Source organism: Microbacterium sp. ARD31, from assembly GCF_031844425.1.
On sequence record NZ_JAUZVE010000009.1, the window covers coordinates 1 to 19,908 of the forward strand.

The 19,908-nt window shown below is 72.6% G+C and carries 21 protein-coding genes; 2 read left to right on the plus strand and 19 right to left on the minus strand.

Features of this window, described 5'->3' with window-relative positions:
- Window positions 1-46: 46 nt before the first annotated feature.
- The 13 genes from Q9S36_RS21415 to Q9S36_RS21475 form a co-directional block, all read right to left on the minus strand.
- On the minus strand, window positions 47-379 hold the full coding sequence (locus tag Q9S36_RS21415; RefSeq protein WP_311286875.1) for an Lsr2 family protein: 333 nt from the start codon (window positions 377-379) through the stop codon (window positions 47-49).
- Between the two features lie 100 nt (window positions 380-479).
- On the minus strand, window positions 480-2,201 hold the full coding sequence (locus Q9S36_RS21420; RefSeq protein ID WP_311286876.1) for a hypothetical protein: 1,722 nt from the start codon (window positions 2,199-2,201) through the stop codon (window positions 480-482).
- A gap of 49 nt (window positions 2,202-2,250) precedes the next feature.
- Window positions 2,251-3,033: a type III pantothenate kinase gene (locus Q9S36_RS21425; protein ID WP_311286877.1), complete on the minus strand. Its 783-nt coding sequence runs from the start codon at window positions 3,031-3,033 to the stop codon at window positions 2,251-2,253.
- On the minus strand, window positions 3,030-3,941 hold the full coding sequence (gene nadC, locus Q9S36_RS21430) for a carboxylating nicotinate-nucleotide diphosphorylase (protein ID WP_311286878.1): 912 nt from the start codon (window positions 3,939-3,941) through the stop codon (window positions 3,030-3,032). The genes Q9S36_RS21425 and nadC overlap by 4 nt, the downstream gene beginning before the upstream one ends.
- Window positions 3,938-5,671 (minus strand): L-aspartate oxidase, encoded by a 1,734-nt coding sequence (locus tag Q9S36_RS21435; protein ID WP_311286879.1) that lies wholly within the window; start codon window positions 5,669-5,671, stop codon window positions 3,938-3,940. The genes nadC and Q9S36_RS21435 overlap by 4 nt, the downstream gene beginning before the upstream one ends.
- A gap of 9 nt (window positions 5,672-5,680) precedes the next feature.
- A complete protein-coding gene (gene panD / locus Q9S36_RS21440) occupies window positions 5,681-6,097 on the minus strand; it encodes an aspartate 1-decarboxylase (protein ID WP_311286880.1) in 417 nt (138 codons plus the stop codon).
- Complete coding sequence (gene panC, locus Q9S36_RS21445; RefSeq protein WP_311286881.1) at window positions 6,097-7,035, minus strand: pantoate--beta-alanine ligase; 939 nt, start codon at window positions 7,033-7,035, stop codon at window positions 6,097-6,099. Before panC ends, panD begins: the two co-directional genes overlap by 1 nt.
- Window positions 7,032-7,940 (minus strand): DUF2520 domain-containing protein, encoded by a 909-nt coding sequence (locus Q9S36_RS21450; RefSeq protein WP_311286882.1) that lies wholly within the window; start codon window positions 7,938-7,940, stop codon window positions 7,032-7,034. Before Q9S36_RS21450 ends, panC begins: the two co-directional genes overlap by 4 nt.
- Before the next feature lie 142 nt (window positions 7,941-8,082).
- On the minus strand, window positions 8,083-8,748 hold the full coding sequence (locus Q9S36_RS21455; protein ID WP_311286883.1) for a methionine ABC transporter permease: 666 nt from the start codon (window positions 8,746-8,748) through the stop codon (window positions 8,083-8,085).
- The gene (locus Q9S36_RS21460) at window positions 8,745-9,773 is read right to left on the minus strand and encodes an ATP-binding cassette domain-containing protein (RefSeq protein ID WP_311286884.1); all 1,029 of its coding nucleotides are present in this window, start codon (window positions 9,771-9,773) and stop codon (window positions 8,745-8,747) included. The genes Q9S36_RS21455 and Q9S36_RS21460 overlap by 4 nt, the downstream gene beginning before the upstream one ends.
- A gap of 32 nt (window positions 9,774-9,805) precedes the next feature.
- Window positions 9,806-10,744 (minus strand): MetQ/NlpA family ABC transporter substrate-binding protein, encoded by a 939-nt coding sequence (locus Q9S36_RS21465; RefSeq protein ID WP_311286885.1) that lies wholly within the window; start codon window positions 10,742-10,744, stop codon window positions 9,806-9,808.
- A 75-nt stretch (window positions 10,745-10,819) separates the two neighbouring features.
- Window positions 10,820-11,770 (minus strand): glycosyltransferase, encoded by a 951-nt coding sequence (locus Q9S36_RS21470; RefSeq protein WP_311286886.1) that lies wholly within the window; start codon window positions 11,768-11,770, stop codon window positions 10,820-10,822.
- A complete protein-coding gene (locus Q9S36_RS21475) occupies window positions 11,767-12,858 on the minus strand; it encodes a hypothetical protein (protein WP_311286887.1) in 1,092 nt (363 codons plus the stop codon). Before Q9S36_RS21475 ends, Q9S36_RS21470 begins: the two co-directional genes overlap by 4 nt.
- Window positions 12,859-12,893: 35 nt before the next feature.
- Between Q9S36_RS21475 and Q9S36_RS21480 the strand changes: the two genes are divergently transcribed.
- On the plus strand, window positions 12,894-14,024 hold the full coding sequence (locus tag Q9S36_RS21480; RefSeq protein WP_311286888.1) for a glycosyltransferase family 2 protein: 1,131 nt from the start codon (window positions 12,894-12,896) through the stop codon (window positions 14,022-14,024).
- Window positions 14,025-14,144: 120 nt separating this feature from the next.
- On the opposite strand, the gene Q9S36_RS21485 is transcribed toward Q9S36_RS21480, so the two are convergent.
- The 3 genes from Q9S36_RS21485 to Q9S36_RS21495 are packed head-to-tail and all read right to left on the minus strand — an operon-like array spanning window position 14,145 to window position 16,611.
- Entirely contained in the window at window positions 14,145-15,098 is a 954-nt protein-coding gene (locus tag Q9S36_RS21485) for an ABC transporter substrate-binding protein (RefSeq protein ID WP_311286889.1), read from the minus strand.
- 53 nt (window positions 15,099-15,151) lie between these two features.
- Window positions 15,152-15,916: an ABC transporter permease gene (locus Q9S36_RS21490; protein WP_311286890.1), complete on the minus strand. Its 765-nt coding sequence runs from the start codon at window positions 15,914-15,916 to the stop codon at window positions 15,152-15,154.
- Complete coding sequence (locus Q9S36_RS21495) at window positions 15,913-16,611, minus strand: ABC transporter permease (RefSeq protein WP_311286891.1); 699 nt, start codon at window positions 16,609-16,611, stop codon at window positions 15,913-15,915. Before Q9S36_RS21495 ends, Q9S36_RS21490 begins: the two co-directional genes overlap by 4 nt.
- A 3-nt stretch (window positions 16,612-16,614) precedes the next feature.
- Between Q9S36_RS21495 and Q9S36_RS21500 the strand changes: the two genes are divergently transcribed.
- Complete coding sequence (locus tag Q9S36_RS21500) at window positions 16,615-17,610, plus strand: ATP-binding cassette domain-containing protein (RefSeq protein WP_311286892.1); 996 nt, start codon at window positions 16,615-16,617, stop codon at window positions 17,608-17,610.
- Between the two features lie 20 nt (window positions 17,611-17,630).
- Here the strand turns inward: Q9S36_RS21500 and Q9S36_RS21505 are convergent, their stop codons facing one another.
- From Q9S36_RS21505 to Q9S36_RS21515, 3 genes are all read right to left on the minus strand, one after another.
- A complete protein-coding gene (locus Q9S36_RS21505) occupies window positions 17,631-18,719 on the minus strand; it encodes a GNAT family N-acetyltransferase (protein ID WP_311286893.1) in 1,089 nt (362 codons plus the stop codon).
- A gap of 89 nt (window positions 18,720-18,808) precedes the next feature.
- On the minus strand, window positions 18,809-19,405 hold the full coding sequence (locus Q9S36_RS21510; protein WP_311286894.1) for a hypothetical protein: 597 nt from the start codon (window positions 19,403-19,405) through the stop codon (window positions 18,809-18,811).
- Between the two features lie 9 nt (window positions 19,406-19,414).
- A complete protein-coding gene (locus tag Q9S36_RS21515) occupies window positions 19,415-19,906 on the minus strand; it encodes a DUF3180 domain-containing protein (protein ID WP_311286895.1) in 492 nt (163 codons plus the stop codon).
- Window positions 19,907-19,908: the final 2 nt, after the last annotated feature.

Genomic DNA, 19,908 nt, shown 5'->3' on the forward strand with positions numbered 1-19,908 from the left:
GTGTCTGGTGTGGCCCGGCGCCCGCGGCGCCGGACCACCCGGTGCGTCAGTGCGCGGCGTCGTAGGCCTGCTGCACGTCGGCGGAGATGCGGCCGCGCTCGGAGACCTCCATGCCCTGGGCCTTGGCCCACTCCCGGACGTCCTTGGTGTTCGAACTGCTCGAGGACGACCCCGACGACGCCTTGCGTCCGCGCCGCGACCCTCCGGTCACCTTGCGGGCGTGACCGACGTAGCCGCTCATCGCCTCGCGCAGCGCCGCGGCGTTGGCGTCGTTGAGGTCGATCTCGTAGGCGGTGCCGTCGAGACCGAAGGAGACCGTCTCGGTCGCCTCGGTGCCGTCCAGGTCGTCCACGAGAACGATGTTGACCTTCTGTGCCATTTCGTCGCTCATTTCAATTCAGGGGTGATGAACACCGATGATCATGGTGGAAGAAGTCCGTGGAGACAATTCCGCCCGTTTTGAAATGGCGTCAGGAATTTCATGACAGCCGAATTGTGCGCACCACCTTCTTCGCATTTCCTGCGGAGTCGCGCAGCGTCACGACGAGCTTTGCGGCAGCCTTTGTCCGCGAATTCCCGATCGCCCGCGCCACGGCCCGACGGGCCTTCTGTGGGATGACCAGCCGCAGCACCTCGGCGCGACCGGCGTACGACGTCGCCCGGGCCGTCCTGAGCACCACCGGCTTGCGGACACCGGGCAGCCGGACGCGGCCGCGGGCGGTGGACTCGACCCACTCCCCCGCACCTGCCCGCACCCGGACCGACCAGGCGCCACGACCGACGCGCGCCACCTTCGGAGCGCGGACCCGCGGGCGCGCGATGGCCGTGTCGACCTGGGTCGCCCACAGCTCGCGCCCGGCGGCGCCGTCGTCGAGCCCCATGAACAGCGTCCCGCCCGCGTCCGTCAGGCCGGTCGGGACGGACCCCGCCCGTCCACGGCGGGTGTCGTCGACCGGGTGCGTGCCGCGCGTGGTGCCGTCGGACACCCACAGCTCGGGGCCCCGCCCCTCGTCCGCGACGAACCACAGCCGTCCGTCGCTCGCGGTGAGCTCGGCGGGGCGGGTGCGGAGCAGCCGCGTCGGCAGGTCGGTCAGCCGCCGCGTGCCCGCGATCGTGCCGTCGCTGCGCCACAGCTCGGGACCGTGGTCGGCGTCGACGTGGGTGAAGAAGAGCGTGCGGTCGACCAGGGTGAGGTCCTGCGCGTGGTCCGACGGGTAGTCGCCCGCCTCGGCGGGCAGCACGGCCAGGCGCTGCGACCCGGCAGGCGTGCCGTCCGAGAGCCACAGCTCACTGCGCCGGCTCGCGGCGTTGGTGCTCGAGATGTAGACCCGGTCCCCGTCCGCCCGCAGCTCGTGGACGTAGTCGGCCTCGTCACCGAAGACGAGCTCGGCGGTCGTCCCACCGGCGGCGATGCGGAACACGTCGCGGCCCTCGGACCCTCCTCCGAGCACGAAGTAGACGTGGCCGCCGGCCGGGGTCAGCAGACCGGGGTAGGTGTCGAAGAAGGTGCGGAACTTCGTCAGCGGCGCCGTGCCGGCCGGGGTGCCGTCCGAGCGCCAGACCTCCGAGACGATGTCGGTGCCGTCGCTGCCCGTGAACCAGACGGACGACCCGACCGCGGTGAGGTTGGCGAGCGGCTTCGCGTCGGCGCCCGGCGGGCGGTTCGTCAGCGGGATCGTCCCCGCCACGGTCCCGTCGGAGCGCCACAGCTCCTGCCCGCCGACGCCGTCGTCGCCCAGGAACCAGACGAGGTCGCCGGCGACCGTCAGCTGCGTCAGGGGGACGTCGGTCGTGCCGAGGTCCTTGACCAGCTGCGTCCCCGCCTCGGTGCCGTCCGAACGCCAGAGCTGGTCGCCGGCGGTGAAGAAGAGCGTGGATCCGGCCACCGCGAGCTCCGATGCCGCCGTGACGGCCGCGGCGGCCGACACGAGCGTCGTACCGGCAGCGGTGCCGTCCGAGCGCCACACGCGAGGACCGTGCGCGCCGTCGTCGGCGACGAAGTACACGCCGCCGGCGTGGGCCGTGATCCGGCTGGGGTCGCTGCCCGCCGTGCCGGGGCGGACGTCGGCGACCCGCGCAAGTGGCACGTCGTCGCGACCGGCGGCAGGTGCCGCGGCCCCCGTCGGCGCGGTGAGGGCCGCGACGAGCCCCGCGGCGAGGGAGGCCGCCACGAGCGGCCTCGTCGTGTGCTGGATGACCATGTGTCCCCCTCGGACGGCGGGGCCCCGCGGCCCGGCTCGACCCTGAGACTCACACAGACGGCGATTGGTTGCGCTCGAACACGAGACGCAGGCCCTGCAGGGTCAGCCACGGCGAGTGCACGGTGAAGCAGCCGCAGTCGTCGACGAGGAGCGGGGCCAGGTGGCCGGTGGCGATGACGGTGACGTCCTGGGCCGGCACGCCGAGCTCGGCGATCATGCGCGCGACGAGGCCCTCGACCTGCGCCGCGACGCCGAAGACCATGCCGCTCTGCAGCGCCTCGACCGTGTTCTTGGCGATCACCGAGCGCGGGCGGGCGAGCTCGACCTTGCGCAGCTGCGCGCCCCGGCGACCGAGGGCCTCGAGCGAGATCTCGATGCCGGGCGAGATCGCGCCGCCGACGTACTGGCCCTTGGCGTTGACCACGTCGAACGTCGTCGCGGTGCCGAAGTCGACGACGATGGCGGGCCCGCCGTGCAGGGTGGCGGCCGCGAGCGAGTTCACGATCCGGTCGGACCCGACCTCCCGGGGGTTGTCCATCAGGACGGGGATCCCGGTCCGCACGCCCGGCTCGACGACGATCGCGACGACGTCGCCGAAGTGGCTCTCGAGCATCTCGCGCCACTCGTGCAGCACGGCGGGCACCGTCGCGCAGACCGCGATCCCGTCGACGTCCGCGACCCGCTCGCCGAGGAGGCCGCGGATGAGCACCGACCACTCGTCGGCGGTGCGGCGCTCGTCGGTGTTGACCCGCCAGTGCGCGGTGACCTCGGCGCCGTCGAGCAGGCCGAGGAACGTGTGGCTGTTGCCGATGTCGGCGGCGAGGAGCGTCATCGCGGGTCCTCGACGAGGTCCATGCCGAGGTCGAAGACGGTCACGGAGTGGGTGAGGGCGCCGACCGAGACGAAGTCGACGCCGGTCGCGCCGATCCGCGCGGCCCGCTCCAGCGTGATCCCGCCGCTGGCCTCCAGCGGCACCCGTCCCGCCGTACGCCGCACGGCCTCGGCCATCGTCGCGTCGTCCATGTTGTCGAGCAGCACGCGCTCCGGCGGCTCGGGCAGGGCGAGCAGCTCGTCGAGCTGGTCGAGGGTCGTGACCTCGACCTCCACCGACAGACCGGGGTGCCGGCCGCGGATGGCCTCGAGCGCCGGCAGCACGCCGCCGGCGGCGATGACGTGGTTGTCCTTGACCATCGCCATGTCCTGGAGGCTGGTGCGGTGGTTGACCCCGCCGCCGCAGCGGACGGCGTACTTCTGGAGCGCGCGGAGGCCGGGCAGCGTCTTGCGGGTGTCGAGCACGCGCGTCGGCGAGCCGGCAAGGGCGTCGACCCATTGCGCCGTCGCGGTCGCGATCCCGGAGAGGTGGGACGCCAGATTGAGGGCGGTGCGCTCCGCGACCAGCATCCGCTGGGTCAGGCCGGTCACCCGCATGACGACGTCGCCCGCCGCCACCCGGGTGCCGTCGGGCACGCGGTCGGTGATCGTGGCGTCCGCACCGAGCATGAAGAAGGTGACGGCCGCGGCGCCCAGGCCGGCGACCACGCCCGGCTCGCGCGCGGCGAAGACCGCCTCGCCCCGCGCGTCCGCTGCGATCGTCGAGCTGCTGGTCGGGTCGTCCAGGTCGAGGTCCGGCAGGTCCTCACCGATGGCCTCGGCGAGCTTCGCCCAGAGGGCATCGAGGTCCAGCCCGGCTGCGGTGAGCTCGTCGCGCAGGTCCTGCGGCACGTCACTGAGGCGCGTCACGCGGGTACCTCCTGGATCGACGGGTCGGTCGACGGCGCGTGGGTCCACTCGACGCGGACCGCGCCGTCGTCGAGCCAGGCGTCGACGTGCCCGGCCCTGGTGTCGTCGCGCTCCGGGAAGTCCTCGCGCCAGTGGGAGCCGCGGGTCTCCGTGCGCAGCGCCGCGGCCTCCGCGAGCGCGGTGCTGATCGCCACGAGATTGGTCGTCTCCCACGCAGCCGGCTCGACGACGGGGTCGCCCGGGTCGAGGTCGCCGAGCACGTCGAGCGCCTCGGCGAGCCCCTCGGCGTGCCGGAGCACGCCGACCCTGGCCGTCATCACCTCCTGCACGGCGCGGCGGCGGTCGCCGTCGACGAGGCCCTCCGACCGCTCGTCGACCACCGGCTCGGCCCACGCCCGCAGCTCACCGGGGAGCACCTCGGCGATCCGGCGGGAGAACACCAGCCCCTCGAGCAGCGAGTTGGAGGCCAGCCGGTTGGCGCCGTGGACCCCGGAGCAGGCGACCTCGCCGGTGGCGTAGAGGCCCGGCACGCTCGTACGTCCCCACAGGTCGGTGGCGACGCCGCCCGAGGCGTAGTGCTGGGCGGGGGCGACCGGGATCAGCTCGGTGACCGGGTCGACGCCGTGCTCGCGGCAGACCCGGAGGATGGTCGGGAACCGCTTCTCCCAGAATCTCGACACGGAGGCTCGTTCCTCGCCGCCTGCTCGATCACCGTGGTGGCTCGCTCCGCTCGCGTCCAGCCCGAGGTGGCGGGCGTCGAGCCACATGTGCGGCTCGCCCGTGTCCATCATCCGACGGGTGATCGCCTTGGCGACGACGTCGCGGGGGGCGAGGTCGGCGAGCGGGTGCTCGCCCTGCATGAAGCGGCGGCCGTCGCCGTCCACGAGGAAGGCTCCCTCGCCGCGCACGGCCTCGGAGATCAGCGGCTGCTGGCCCTGGGACTCGGGACCGAGCCACATCACGGTGGGGTGGAACTGCACGAACTCGAGGTCGCGCAGCCGGGCGCCGGCCCGGAGTGCGACGGCCATGCCGTCGCCGGTCGAGACGCTCGGGTTGGTCGACTGGCTGAAGACCTGGCCGAGGCCGCCGGAGGCAAGGACGACGGCGCGGCAGTGCACGGCCCCGACGCCGTCGCGCTGCCCCTCGCCAAGCACGTGCAGCGTGAGCCCGGCGACGCCGCCGTCCACGGCGAGCAGCAGGTCGACCGCGAGCGCGTGCTGGATCACCTCGATCTCCGGCGCCTGCTCGACGGCGGCGATGAGGGCGCGCTGGATCTCGGCGCCGGTCGCGTCGCCGCCTGCGTGCGCGATCCGGTCGCGGTGGTGGCCGCCCTCGCGGGTCAGGGAGAGCTCGCCGTCGGGGTGGTGGTCGAACTGGGTGCCGAGCGCGATCAGCTCGCGCACCGCGTCGGGCCCCTCGGTCACGAGCGCCCGCACGGCGTCGACGTCGCACGCACCGGCACCCGCGACGAGGGTGTCGTGCTCGTGCTGCTCGGGGGTGTCACCCGGCCCGAGCGCGGCGGCGATCCCGCCCTGCGCCCACTGGGTGGAGCCGGCGGCCAGCACGTCCTTGGTGACGACGGTCAGGTGGAGCGTGGGGTCGGCCGCGTGGATCCGCAGCGCCGCGGTGAGCCCGGCGATGCCGGAGCCCACCACGACGACGTCGGCACGGGTGGTCCACCCGGGGGCCGGCGCGCGGAGGCGTCCGGGGACCGGCCGGTGAGCAGTCATCCGGGCAGGCTAGCGATCGATGAGGTCGCCGCGGGTCAGCGCCTTGTCGCCGAACGTCTCGGCGGGGTCGTAGCCGGTGGCCATGATCTTGTTGTCGGCGTCGACGAACACCACGTGCGGCTGGTGCTCCTTGGCCTCTGCCGTGTCCATCTGGCCGTAGCCGATCAGGATGACCGTGTCGCCCGGGTGGACGAGGCGCGCGGCGGCGCCGTTGATGCCGATCACGCCTGAGCCCCGCTCGCCGGCGATGGTGTAGGTCTCGAGGCGGGCGCCGTTGGTCACGTCGACGATGTGGACCAGCTCGCCCGCCAGCAGGTCGGCCGCGTCGAGGAGGTCCTCGTCGACCGTCACCGAACCGACGTAGTGCAGGTCTGCCTGGGTCACGGTGGCCCGGTGGATCTTGGACTTCATCATGGTGCGCAGCATCAGCTGCTCCTTTCCGAGGTGGTCGAGGCCGCGAGCGCGGTCCCCGCCGTGGTCGCATCGGGGGTGATGCGATCGAAGTAGAGGGGCATGTTGTCGATCAGTCGCGTGCTGCCGACCCGCGCGGCCACGAGGATCCGGCCCTCGCCGACCTCGGGGGCCTCGCCGAGGTCGGGCGAGGTGAGCGCGAGGTAGTCCAGCTCGATCCCGGGCTCGCCCTTGAGCACCGCCATGGCCGCCCAGCGCGCGGCAGGGACGCCGTACGCCGCTCGCTCCTGCGCGGCGCGCAGGGCCCGGCTCAACACGACGGCGGCTTGCCGCTGCCCGGGGTCGAGGTAGCGGTTGCGGCTGGAGAGCGCGAGCCCGTCGGCCTCGCGGACGGTCGGCGCGCCGACGACCTCGACGCCGAGGCAGAGGTCACGCACCATCCGGCGGATCAGCGCCAGCTGCTGGTAGTCCTTCTGCCCGAAGACCGCGACGTCGGGGCGCACCAGGCCGAACAGCTTGGCGACGACGGTGAGCACGCCGTCGAAGTGGCCCGGCCTCGAGGCGCCGTCGAGGATCGTGGCGAGCGCACCGGGGGCGACCGTGACGCCGTCGTGGACGGAGTCGTGGCTGAACCCGCCGGGGTACATCTCCTCCACGCTCGGCGCGAAGACCACGTCGACGCCCTCGGCGGCGCAGACCTCGAGGTCGGCGTCGAGGGTGCGCGGGTAGCGGTCGAGGTCCTCGCCCGCGCCGAACTGCATCGGGTTCACGAAGATGCTCACCACGACCGGGCCTGCAGTGGCCTCGCGGGCCACGCGCATCAGGCTGGCGTGGCCGTCGTGGAGCGCACCCATCGTGGGGACGAACGCGACCCGGTCACCAGCGCGACGGGCGTCCGCGAGCAGGGTGGCGAGCTCCTCGCGGGTGCTCGCGAGGACGGGTCTCGAGGTCATCGGGGCTGCCGGTGGAGGGGTGCGGACGCCTCCGCGGCCTCGAGGACCCGGAGCATCTTGGTGGCACGGATGGGCAGCACCCGGCCGTCGGTGACGGCTCGGTCGAGGGTGGCGCGCGCCATGGCGACGTACGACGACAGCGTCTGCGGGGCGTTGGCCACGAGGTCGGCGACGTGGGCCCGCACGGTCTCGACGTCACCGCGGACGATCGGGCCGGTCAGTGCGGCGTCACCGTGCTCGAGGGCGTTGTTGAGGGCCGCGGAGAGCAGCGGTCGCAGCGTGGCGGCGGGGTCCTCGGCGCCGGCTGCGGAGAGGATCTCCATCGCCTCGCTGACGAGGGTGACGAGGTGGTTGGCGCCGTGCGCGAGCCCGGCGTGGTACATCGTGCGGCGGTCCTCGGGCACCCACATCGGGCGCCCGCCGAGGTCCGCGACGAGCGCCTCGGTGAGCTCCCGGTCGCCGGGGGCCGCCGTGATGCCGAAGACGCAGCCGGCCAGGCGCGGGAGGTCGACCTCGGTGCCGGTGAACGTCATCGCCGGGTGCATCGCGATGGTGCGGGCGCCGACGGCGCGGGCCGGCTCGAGGACGGCGAGGCCGTGGCGACCGCTGGTGTGGACGACGACCTGGCCCTCGTGGATGGCGCCGCTGTGGCTCAACACGGTGACGACGTTGGCCAGCATGTCGTCGGGGACGGTGAGGAGCAGCAGCTCGCTGGCCCGCGCCACGTCGGTCGGCTTGGCGATCCGCACCCCCGGCAGCAGGGCCGCGATGCGCCCGCGCGAGGCGTCGGACTCGCCGGCGGTGGCGACGATGTCGTGGCCGGCCCGGCGGAGTGCGGCGGCGAGGACGGCGCCGACACGTCCGGCGCCGATCACGCCCACGCGGAAGGTGGGGTCGTACGTCATGTGGTTGACCTCTTCGTTTCAGTCCCTCGCGGGTACCGATCTACTGCGATCAACATCGAGCCTACGCCCGCGGATTCCGCACCGGGAACCTTCCTGCGACGTGACGAGCACCACCGAAATCGCTACCCACCGGTAACGTCGGTCAGCGGCGGAGCAGCCGTCGTGCAATGGTGTTGCCGGCGAGCTGCCCGACCTGCACGAGCGCGACGATGATGACCACCGCGGTCCAGGTGACGACCGTGTCGAACTGCCGGAAGCCGTACTGGAGCGCGAAGTTGCCCAGCCCGCCACCGCCGATGACGCCCGCGATGGCGGTCATGTCGACGATCGCCACGAACACGAACGTGTAGCCCAGCACCAGCGGTCCGAGGGCCTCGGGGATCACCACGGTCCGCACGATGCGGGCACGGCTGGCCCCGACGGAGCGGGCCGCCTCGATCATGCCGGGGTCGATGGTGACCAGGTTCTGCTCGACGATGCGGCTGATCCCGAACATGGCCGCGACGGTCAGGGCGAACACGATGGCCGGGTTGCCGATCCCGGTGCCGACGACGACCCGGGCCAGCGGCTGGACGGCAGCGATGAAGATGACGAACGGGATCGGCCGGAAGAAGTTGACCAGCACGTTGAGGACGGCGTGGGCGGGCCGGCTGGCGTAGAGGCCGCCGCGGCGCGTGACGTACAGGGCGAGGCCGAGCACCAGCCCCAGCAGGCCGCCGACGGTCAGCGTGATCGCGACCATGTAGAGCGTCTCGTAGCTGGCCTGCCACACCAGGGGCCACAGCTCGTCGATGCGGGTGTCGGTCATCGGCCCGGCTCCGTGGTCGGGACCAGGTCACGTACGGCGGCCACGGCGGCCTCGACCGCGTCGGGCTCGCCGTCGAGGGCCAGCGTCAGGTTGCCGAAGGTCTCGCCCTGGACCTCCTCGATGCCGCCGTGGACCAGCTCGAACCGCACGCCGCGGCGCAGCAGCTCGGCGAACACGTCGCTCTGGCGCACGTCGTCCCCGCGGAAGGCGAGCGTGACGAACCGCCCGTCGTGCCGGGCACGCAGGGCGGCCAGCGCGTCGGCGTCGGGCTCGCCGTCGACGATCGTGGAGACGAAGCGGCGGGTCACCGGCTGCTGGGGGTCGGAGAGGACGTCGAGGACCGGTCCCTCCTCGACGATCCGCCCTGCCTCCATCACCACCACGCGGTGGGCGAGGCTGCGCACGACGTCCATCTCGTGGGTGATCACGATGATCGTGATGCCGAGCTCGCGGTTCACCCGGCGCAACAGACCCAGGACCTCCTGCGTGGTCTCGGGGTCGAGCGCGCTGGTCGCCTCGTCGGCGAGCAGCAGGCTCGGGTTGGTCGCGAGCGCACGCGCGATGCCCACGCGCTGCTTCTGGCCACCGGAGAGCTCCTCGACGTGGCTGTGCGCCTTGTCCGCGAGGCCCACGAAGTGGAGCAGGTCGGAGATCCGCTGGTTCTGCTCGGCCCGCGGCATCCCGGCGACCTCGAGGGGGTAGGCGATGTTGCCCCAGACCGTGCGCGAGCGGAGCAGGTTGAACTGCTGGAAGATCATCCCGATCCCGAGCCGGACCTCCCGCAGCTCACGCTCCTTGAGCGCGGTGACCTCGCGGCCGCCGACCCGCACGCTGCCGGACGTCGTGGTCTCGAGCGCGTTGATCAGCCTCACGAGGGTGGACTTGCCGGCGCCGGAGTAGCCCACGATGCCGACGATCTCGCCCGCCTCGACCGTCAGGTCGACGCCGCGGATCGCCTCGACGGCCCTGCCGCGGCGGGCGGCGGGGAACGTCTTGTGCACGTCGGTCATCTCGACCAGGGGCATCGCGGGGCTCCTCCTGCTGTCGTGCCTGTGGACTACTGCTGCGCCGCGGTGTCGGCCTCGACCTCGTCCAGCGCCGCCTGCAGGTCCTCCTGCGGGACCTTCACCAGCTGCGCGGTGCCGCCGGAGACGTCCTGCACGCCGTCGAGCACCGGCTGGGTGTCCTGGTAGATCTCCACGAGCTTGCGCAGCGTCGGGTCCTCCTGGTCCTCCGCGCGGACCGCGAAGACGTTGACGTACGGCAGCGCCTTCGGGTCCTCGGCGTCGTCGGTCGCGAGGGCGTCCTCGAACTCCAGCCCGGCCTTCTCCACGAAGTCGTTGTTGACCACGGCCGCGGCCACGTCGGGCAGCGAGGTCGGGGTGAGGTCGGCCTTGATCGCCTTGACCTCGACGCGCGACGCGTCCTGGTCGATGTCGGCGAGCGTCGAGTAGATGCTGCCGCCGTCCTCCAGGGTGATCAGCCCGGCCGACTGGAGGATCAGCAGGGCGCGGGCCTGGTTGCTGTCGTCGTCCGGGACCACCACGGTGTCGCCGTCCTCGATGTCCTCGACCGCGTCGACCTTGGTCGAGTAGAGGCCGAGCGGGTAGATCGCGGTCGAGCCCAGCGGCACCACGTCGTCGTCGTTCGCGACGTTGTACTCGGCGAGGTAGACGATGTGCTGGAACTGGTTGATGTCGAGCTCGCCCTCGCTCAGCGCGGGGTTCGGCTGGGTGTAGTCGGCGAAGTCCTTGACCTCGAGGTCGATGCCCTGCTCGGCGGCCTCGTCCACCAGGACCTGCCAGTACGGGTCGCTCGCGCCGACCGTGCCGAGGACGACCTTCTCGTTGGCCTCACCGGCGCTGCCGGTCTCGTCACCACCCCTCATCCACAGGAAGCCGGCCACCAGGACGAGGACGACCAGGGCGGCGATGCCGATCAGCAGGGGTGCGCGCCGCTGCTTCGGCGGGGCGATCTGGGGATGGGTTTCAGACATGGTGGGGCAACCCCCGGACACCACCGGGCTATGCCCCGGACGGGTGTGAACCGCCTCACGACGGGCACGCCGACGTCAGGCGCGCAGGTGCAGCTTGGCGTGGTCGGGGTCGTCGACGACGAACGGGCGCGGGGCGCGCGGCAGCCAGGTGTGGGTCACGTGGTCGATGACGTGGACCCCCTCCGGCGACTCGATCTCGACCACGCCCTCGGGCACCTGCCCCTCCTGCAGGGCGTTCCAGACGAGCCACTCGCGACGCTTGCGCCGGTTGCGGATCGACGTCGCGAACGACTCCGGGTTGGTCCAGTGGGCGAACTCGTCGCCGTCGAGCCACTTGAGCTCGACGCACAGGCCCTGGGGCAGCGCGAACATCTCGATCCGCTCGGGCGTCGTGCGGATCTCCCACTCCGGCGCCTTGGTGTAGACGTAGTCGGGGCTCATCGGGAAGCCCCACTCCTCGATGTTGCGCAGGCCCAGGTCGAGGTACGCCGTGCGGTCCGACTCGATGTAGAGCCCGTGACGCGGGAAGCGGATGACGGCCTCGGCCGTCCCGACCTGCCAGGACAGGTCGGACATGGACACCTCGCCCTCGGTGGTGAGGACCATGTCGCCGTCCCACTTCCACGAGTAGCGGGTGCGGACGTGGGAGAAGCACCAGTTGTAGAAGTAGGCCAGCGAGTGCACCGAGCGCTCGTTGACCGACAGGTGCTCGGCGCCCGCGCGGGCGACCTGGAAGGGGTACTGCTTCAGCGTGAACCGGTGGCCGAGGCCGTGCTCGTCGGCGACGCGCTGCGCCTCCTCGCCGGTGCCGTCGTCGGAGCCGTTGTCGACCAGCAGCACGTGGTCGCACGCCCGCAGCAACGGTGGCAGCACGAAGCGCAGGCCGGGCGCCTCGTTCTTCACGCGGAGCACCGCGGTCGCGCCCCGGCGCAGGCCACCGGGCTGGTTCCACGGCCACACGATGTCGAAGTCGTTGTGGCCCTCGAGGTTGGTCAGGCCGTGACCGGCGCCGATGGGGACGGTCACTGCTCGTCCCGCTCACGGCCGAGCGCCTTGCGCATCCCGCGGCGCACGGACGGCGGGATCGCGGCGCGCACGTCGTGCGGCACCCGGTCGACCAGCGAGCGATGCTCGGCCGACGCCTCCGCGCGGGCCCGGCGGCGCGCCTGGAGGCGCGCGTGCTCGGCCGTCGAGCGGCTGATCGCCTCGGCCTCCTCGTAGAGGTCGACGTACTCCCGGCGGAGCTGGTCGAAGGTGGCGTGGGCGTCGGTGGTGTCGCCGCCCTCGTCGGCGAGCTTGTTCAGCTCCTCCCACGTGTGGCCGGTGAGGTCGTGGAGCCGCTTCGGCAGACCGAGGTCGTCGAGGGTGGCGGTGACGCGGCGCAGGTTGGGGTCGATGAAGCGGTGCACCTCGCGGATCTGGTCGCTGCGGGTGTGGATGATCGTCTGCAGGTCGAGCGCGTGGCCGAGGGCCGTGACGGTCTTGACCCAGTCGGTGAGCAGGTCCTCGTAGCGCACGAAGACCCGGCCGCCGTCGCCCTCGGCGGGACGGGTGGCGCGCTCGGTGTGCAGCAGCATGTTGACCCAGCTGGCCGCGAGGTGCGCCGAGCCGAGCTTGTTGGCGTAGTACTTCTGCTTCGAGCCGACGACCTCGGCCGGCGGCCGCAGCATGGTCGCGAAGACCGGCGTCGCACCGGTGCGGATCGCGGCGACGCGCCACAGCCCGAGGAACCAGCTCAGCCGCGGGTCCTTGACGACCAGCTCGGGGTGCTCGGCGAAGTGCGGCTCGAGCCACTCGCTGACGCGGATGCGGGCGGGCTCGCGGCTGCAGATGCGCCCCGTGTCGAACCACGCATTCGGGCGCGAGTCGCTCACCTGGACCAGCGCCTCGGCCAGCCACTCGTCGTGGACGTCGACCACCCACTGCGGCTCGCTGAAGCCGCGTGGGTTCGAGTCGTCCGGCGGCACCTCCGGCAGGGGGACGTGCATGCCCAGCTTGGACACGATCCCGGCGAGCGTGCTCGTGCCGCTGCGTCCGGCGCCGGCGACGAAGAGGACCTTCCGCGCGACGCCGTCGGGGTTCATCTCGTCGATCGCTCTGGGCTGCTCGGTCACGGCGGGCAGCCTACCGGTGGCTAGAGTCACCGCCCGTGAGGCGTTGGCTGTCCCGGGGACCCCTGATCGGCGTGGTCGTGCCCGTCTACGGCGTGGAGCGCTATCTCGACGAGTGCCTGCGCTCCCTCGTCGCCCAGCAGCACCGCCGATGGGAGGCGGTGCTCGTCGACGACGGCTCCACCGACCGCAGCGGCGAGATCGCGGAGGCGTGGGCACGCCGCGACCACCGCATCTCGGTGGTCCACCAGGCCAACGCCGGCCTGGGCGCCGCCCGCAACGCCGGCCTGGCGCACGTCCGGGGCGACTACCTCGCCTTCCTCGACTCCGACGACCTGCTCCAGCCCTCGGCGTTCAGCACCCTCGTCGCGTCGCTGGAGGAGTCGGGGTCGGACTTCGCGACCGGCTCGATCCTCCAGTGGCGGTCCGAGGACGACAGCGCCGTCGACGACCCCTTCCGCGAGCCGCCGTGGATGAGGCGCCTGCACCACCCGCCCGCGCAGGGGCTGCGGGTCGAGGACCGCCCCGAGATCCTGGGCGACGTCTTCGCGTGGAACAAGCTCTTCCGCCGGTCGTGGTGGGACGCCGCCGGGTTGGCCTGGCCCGAGGGCGTGCGCTACGAGGACCAGCCGACCACCACGCGAGCCTTCCTGGACGGGAGGTTCGACGTGCTGGCCGAGACGACGTACGTGTGGCGCATCCGCGAGGGCTCGATCACCCAGACCCGCGCCACGGTGCAGGACCTCGCGGACCGCTGGGAGACGAAGAGGATGGCGCTTGCGGCGGTGCGCGCGCACGGCGACGCCGAGGTCGAGCGCGTCTTCGTCGACCGGGTGCTGGCCGGCGACCTGTGGCGCTACTTCCTGCTCGTGCCCGGGTGTACGCCGGAGTGGTGGCGGCTGCTGCGCTCGGGCGTGCTCGAGATCTGGGGCACCCGCCTCGTGGAGAGCGGGCTGCCTCCGGTGCACCGGCTCGCCGGCTGGCTCGTCGCTGAGGACCGGCGCGCCGACGTCACCGCGCTGATGGAGTGGGTCGGCGGTCTCGACGGTCCGGCACCGCGGGCCCAGGACATCGGCACGGGCGCCTGGCGCCTGTCGATCCCGCCGTCGGTGCTCGACGAGACGACCGTGGCCCCGGAGGCGTTGCGCCTCCGGGACCACGAGGTCTGAGCCGCTCCGGTGGTTGAGGTGCGAGCGCAGCGAGCCTCGAAACCACACCCTTGATCGAGTGGTTTCGAGGCTCGTCGCTGGCGCTCCTCGCACCTCAACCAGCGATGGTTGAGGCGGTCATCAGCCGAGGAGGCCCTCGGACTCCAGGAACTCCCTGGCGACGTCCTCCGGCTTGGCGCGGTCGACCGCCATCTGGCCGTTCATCTCGGTGAGGTTCTCCGTGGTCAGGGCCGCCATGAGCGGGTTGAGCACGTCGGCGACGTCCTCGTGCTCGGCGAGGAACTCGGTGGACACCGCGGGCACGAGGTTCTGGGCCGGCTGGATGGCCTTGTCGTCCTCGAGCACGACGAGGCCCTGCGACTCCAGGGTGCCGTCGGTGGTCGAGGTCTCGCCGAGCTGGGACTCGCCGCTGAGCACCGACTGGTAGGTCTGGTCCGAGGCGTAGCCGAGCTCGAGCACCTTGGTGACGTCGATGCCGTACTCGTCGGACAGGCCGCCCTCGCAGTCGAGGCGACCCTCGCAGTCGGGCGCCGCCGCGAGCACGACGCTCTTGCCCTCGAGGTCGGAGAGCTTGATGACGCCCTCGGACTCGCTGTAGTCCTGGGTGACGAAGAACGCGTTCGTGTCGGTCGCCGGGGAGATGTCGAGCAGCGTGATCCCGGCGTCGTCGAGCAGGCTCTTGCCGTCGTCGGCCAGCTGCTGGCCGTCACCCGCCTCGAACGGCTCGGCCTTGTCGCCGTTGGCCTGGGTGTTGAGGAAGTTCACGATGCCGCCGACGTACTCCGGGACGATGTCGACGTCGCCGGGGAAGGTGGGCATGTAGGCGTCGCGGGAGTCGACGAGCTTGGTGTCCACCGTGTATCCGGCGTCCTCCAGGAGCTGCTCGTACATCGAGGCGACGAGGGTGGCCTCGGGGAAGTTCTGGCCGGCGATGGTGAGGGACCCGTTGTCCCCGCCGCCCGAGGAGCCCGAGTCGTCGGAGGCGTTGTCGCTGGAGAGGTCGTCACCGGCACAGCCGGTGAGCGCGAGGGCGCCGGCGGCGAGGACCGCGGCCAGCGAGCGTGCGATGTGCATGGTGTTCCTTCTGTGTCCCGCAGCAGCGGCTGCGCGTGTCCGGATGTGCATCGTCAGCCGACGGATTCGGCGGGCGGTTCCACCGTAGCGCCGGTCACCGACAACGCATCGGTGTGACCACCCGCAGGAGTGCCCCGGCGGGTGGTGTCGACCGCCCGCTGCGCCATCGCGGCCAGCAGCTCGAGCACCAGCGCGACCGCCGCCACGACGAGCGCCCCGGCGATGCCCTTGCCGTAGTTCGAGCGGAAGAACCCGTCGGTGATGATCTGGCCGAGCCCCGGCCCGGCGACGAGCGCCGCGATCGTCGCGGTCGCCCACACCTGCACCAGCGCCAGCCGCAGCCCGGAGACGACCAGGGGCAGGCCCAGCGGCAGCTCGACCCTCCAGAACCGCTGCACCCCGGTCATGCCCATGCCGCGGGCCGCCTCGCGCACCTCGGCGGGGACCTCACGCATGGCGACGTACGAGTTCGTGATGATCGGGGGCAGCGCGAAGAGCGTCAGCGCGATCAGGGTGGCGAGGCCGGCGCGCCCGTAGGGGCCCAGCTCGCCGGTGCCGGGCCACGGCGCGACCACGAGCAGCGCGAGGAGCGCGAACGTCGGGATGGCGCGGCCGACGTTGGAGATGTTGATGGCCAGGAACCCGCCGCGGCCCAGGTGCCCGAGCCAGAGCGCGACCGGCAGCCCCACGGCCATCGCCATCACCAGCGCGGTGACGGTGAGCAGGAGCTGCTGACCGAGCAGGGCGGCGATGCCGTCGCTGCCCGACCAGTTGGACGCATCGGTGAGGTAGCGCCACATGTCGCCGAAGACCGTCATGCCCGCACTCCCCTCGTCCAGGGGGTCAGGGAGCGTTGCACCAGCACCAGCACGACGTCGAGGAGCACGGCGAGCACCACGCAGAGGACCGACGCGGTGAAGAGCTCGGCGCGGAAGTTCGTGAGCACGCCGTCCTTGATGAGGTTGCCCAGGCCGCCGTAGGCGACCAGCGAGCCGACCGTCGTCAGCGCCACGGTCGACACGGTGGCGACCCGGAGGCCGGCCATGATCACGGGGAGCGCGAGCGGCAGCTCGACCTTGAGCAGCAGCTGGCCGCGCCCGTAGCCCAGCCCGGTGGCCGACTCGCGTACGTCGTCGGGCACCGACCGCAGCCCCTCGAGGATGCTGCGGACCAGGATCGTCAGGGCGTACAGCGCGAGGCCGATCACGACCGTCGTCGCGGTCAGGCCGGTGAACGGCACCAGCAGCGGGAACAGCGCGAGCGACGGGACGGTGTAGATGCCGGTCGTGATCGCGAGGATCGCCGACTCGAGCCGCGGCAGCCGGCGCGCGAGGAGCGCCAGCGGGAAGGCGATCAGGAGGCCGACGACGACGGACAGCACGGTGATCTGGAGGTGCTCGATCGTCGCGTCGACGATCTCCTGCCGGCGGTCGGACACGTAGTCCAGGCAGACCCAGTCGTTGACGAGCCGGCTGTAGCAGCTCGGGTCGTCGGCCGCCCCCAGTATGGTCACCGCATGGACGCTACACGGAGCGCGGATCGGGGCGGCGAGTCGATGATCCGGCTCGAGGGCGTGGGGAAGACCTACCCGGACGGCACCGTGGCCGTCCACGAGCTCGACCTCGACGTCGCCCGTGGCGAGATGGTCTGCCTGGTCGGGCCGTCGGGGTGCGGCAAGTCCACGACGCTGAAGATGATCAACCGGCTGATCGAGCCGACCACGGGGCGGATCTGGCTCGACGGCCAGGACGTCACCGACGCCGACCCGGTGGAGCTGCGCCGCGGCATCGGCTACGTCATCCAGCAGATCGGGCTCTTCCCGCACCAGCGCATCGAGCAGAACGTGATGACCGTGCCGCTGCTCTACGGCGAGTCCAGGGCCACCGCGCGCGAGCGCGCCCACGAGCTGCTGGCCACGGTCGGGCTCGAGCCGGCCCAGTACGCCCGGAAGTACCCCCACGAGCTCTCGGGAGGCCAGCGGCAGCGGGTCGGCGTCGCCCGCGCGCTCGCGGCCAACCCGCCCGTGCTGCTGATGGACGAGCCGTTCGGCGCCGTCGACCCGATCGTGCGGGGTCGGCTGCAGGACGAGTTCCGCCGCCTGCAGGGCGAGCTGGGCAAGACCGTGGTCCTGGTGACCCACGACATCGACGAGGCGATCCGGATGGGCGACCGCGTGGCGGTGTTCGCCACCGGCGGGCGCCTCGCCCAGTACGCCACCCCCGGTGAGCTGCTCGCCCACCCGGCCGACGAGCAGGTGGCCGACTTCGTCGGGGCGGGCGGCCTGCGCACCCTGACCGTGACGCGGCTGCGTGAGGAGGACCTCGAGCCCCTCGACGGCGTCGCCACCGGTGACCTCGGAGCGGCGATCGACATCGACTCCTCGCTCGAGGACGCCCTCGCCACGATGTTGCGCGAGGACAAGCCGATGATCGGCGTACGACGCGGCGCCCAGTTCGTCGGCGTGCTCACGCCGGCCGGCGTGCACCGTGCGCTGCGCCAGTCCCTGCGCTGACACCCCCCAGCTGGTCCCGGTCAGCGGACGGGGACGTCCTTGTGCCAGGACTCGGTGACGTACTTGGTGCCCCAGCCCATCGAGACGTAGAGCCCGTCGGCGCCGGTGGGTGAGTCGGCGTCGACCTCGAGGCCGACGCGGTCACGACCGCGGGCGGCGGCGTCGGCGACGATCGTGCGGAGCAGGCCGGTGGCCACGCCGCGGCCGCGGGCGGACTCGAGGACGCCGAGGTAGGAGACGTAGGACCCGTCGGGGCCGTTCGCGGACTCGCTGACCGTGCCGACCAGGGCGCCGGCCGGCTCGGGCGCGTCAGCCTCGCCGTCGACGATCTCGGCGAGCCACCAGTGGTCCCAGCGGTGGCCCGGGTCCTCGCGGAGCCGGTGGATGAACTCCTGGAAGGTCTCCTCGGCGGAGTTGAAGTGGTCGGTGAACGCACCCTCGAGCACGTCGTGCACCGCCCGCAGGTCGGCCTCGTCGGGCATCCCGTCACCCGACCGCTCGACCAGCCGGAACACCACGCCCTGGCGCTCCCAGCGGGCCGGGTCGGGCACCAGCTCGGCCTCGTCCGCCTCGACCGAGCGGCTCATCTGCCACCATGTGCGCACCCGCTCGAACCCGGCGTCGGCGAGCCAGCCGTGCTGGCGCTCGTCCTCCGCGAACGACCCGGTGTCGATCTGCTGCACGGTCAGGCCGCGGGCGGTCCCGACGGCGCGGGCCTGGGCCTCGGCCCACTCGAAGAGGACGTCGCTGCACCGGTCGGCGAGCCGCTCGTCGATGGCGCGGTCGACGATGTGGACGAACAGCATCCGCCCCTCGGCGCGGTCGTGCACGCTCCCCCACGCCTGGATCGTGCCCTCCGGGTCGCGGACGACAAGGTTCTCCCGCATCGCCAGGCCCCGCTCCGACACCTCGACGAGGACCTCGTCCTCACCCGACCCGGCCCAGCCGCGGCCGGCCCTTTCGTGCGCGCGCAGCAGCTCGGTGAGCCGCGCGACGGTGGCGGGGTCGGCGCCGTCGGGCGTGTCCGCTCTCCACCCCTCGGGCAGCCCCGGGTCGTCGGGCAGCGCGTCGCTGGGGTCGCTCTCGAACCTGTTGTCCTCGGGGATCACGAGCCGTCATTGTTCCGTACACGCGCGACACCCGCCCGGACGGCGGTCCGGACGGGTGACGTACGTCGCTCGCGCGACGTGGGGACGGCTCAGGCGCTCCGGTGCTCCCGGCGCGCGGCAGCGGCACGCAGCGAGTCGAGCTCGGCGCGCAGCACGTCGATCTCGGCCTCGAGCTCGGCGACCTGGAAGATCGCCTCGGCCGCGCGGCCCTCGGCGTCGTCGCGGCCGCGCTCGGCGGCGTCGGCCCGACGGGCCTCCTGGCCACGCTTGAGGGTCTGCGCGGCAGCGTTCTTCTGGGCGGTCGACAGCGCGCGCTCGAGGACGTCGATGGCGTGCTCGCGCTCCTCGATCTTGCGACGCATGTCGGCGGCGAAGGCAGCCGACTCGGCGGTGCGCTGCTCGGTGAGGACGCGGTACTCCTGCGCCTGGAGGGCGCGGTCGCGGGCGGCCTCGCGCCGGGTCTGCATCAGCTCGGAGTGGGTGATCCGGGTGGCGGCCGCGCCGGCGAGCACGGCCAGGACCGCGGCGACAGCGGTCAGGCCGGCCGACGACGAGGCCAGGGCGCCCATCACGACCGCAGCGGCGGCGGCGAGGAGCACGACGGCGACGACCAGGCGCGTGCTGCGCTGGCGCCGGCGGGCGGGCGTCCGGGACGCCTGTGACTGCTGGGGCTGCTGGGAAGGCATGGGGTCAGACTAGGGCCGACCCTCGCCCCCGTCCGTGCGACACGCACGCTCCAGCGCCAGCGAGGCCAGCGTCACCACCGCGGCGGCCGCCGTCGCGACGAGCGACCGGAGGATCCAGCGGTCGGCGTACTGGCTCGCGTCGCCCAGCCAGCTGATCGCGTAACCGAGGTAGCCGGCGGCCACCAGCGCGCCGCACAGGGCGCACGCGCGGGCCAGCACCAGCCGGTTCACCGACTGGTGCACCTCCAGCCGTTCGCCCCGCACCTGGACGGTCTGCCAGGTGTGCCAGGCGAGGAAGACCATGATCGCGGCCACCAGCACGAGGGCCAGGGCCTGCGCCCACGACACCAGCGGCGGGGACCCGGTGAGCGCGGTCATCAGCGGGTGGACGCCCCACCCGCCGACGAGGCCCAGCACCACGCACGTGGTCAGGGCGCGTGCCGACGTGGGGCGCAGCGTCCCGCGCGGCTCCGGAGGCTCGTCGGGGTCGGGCTCGCTCACTC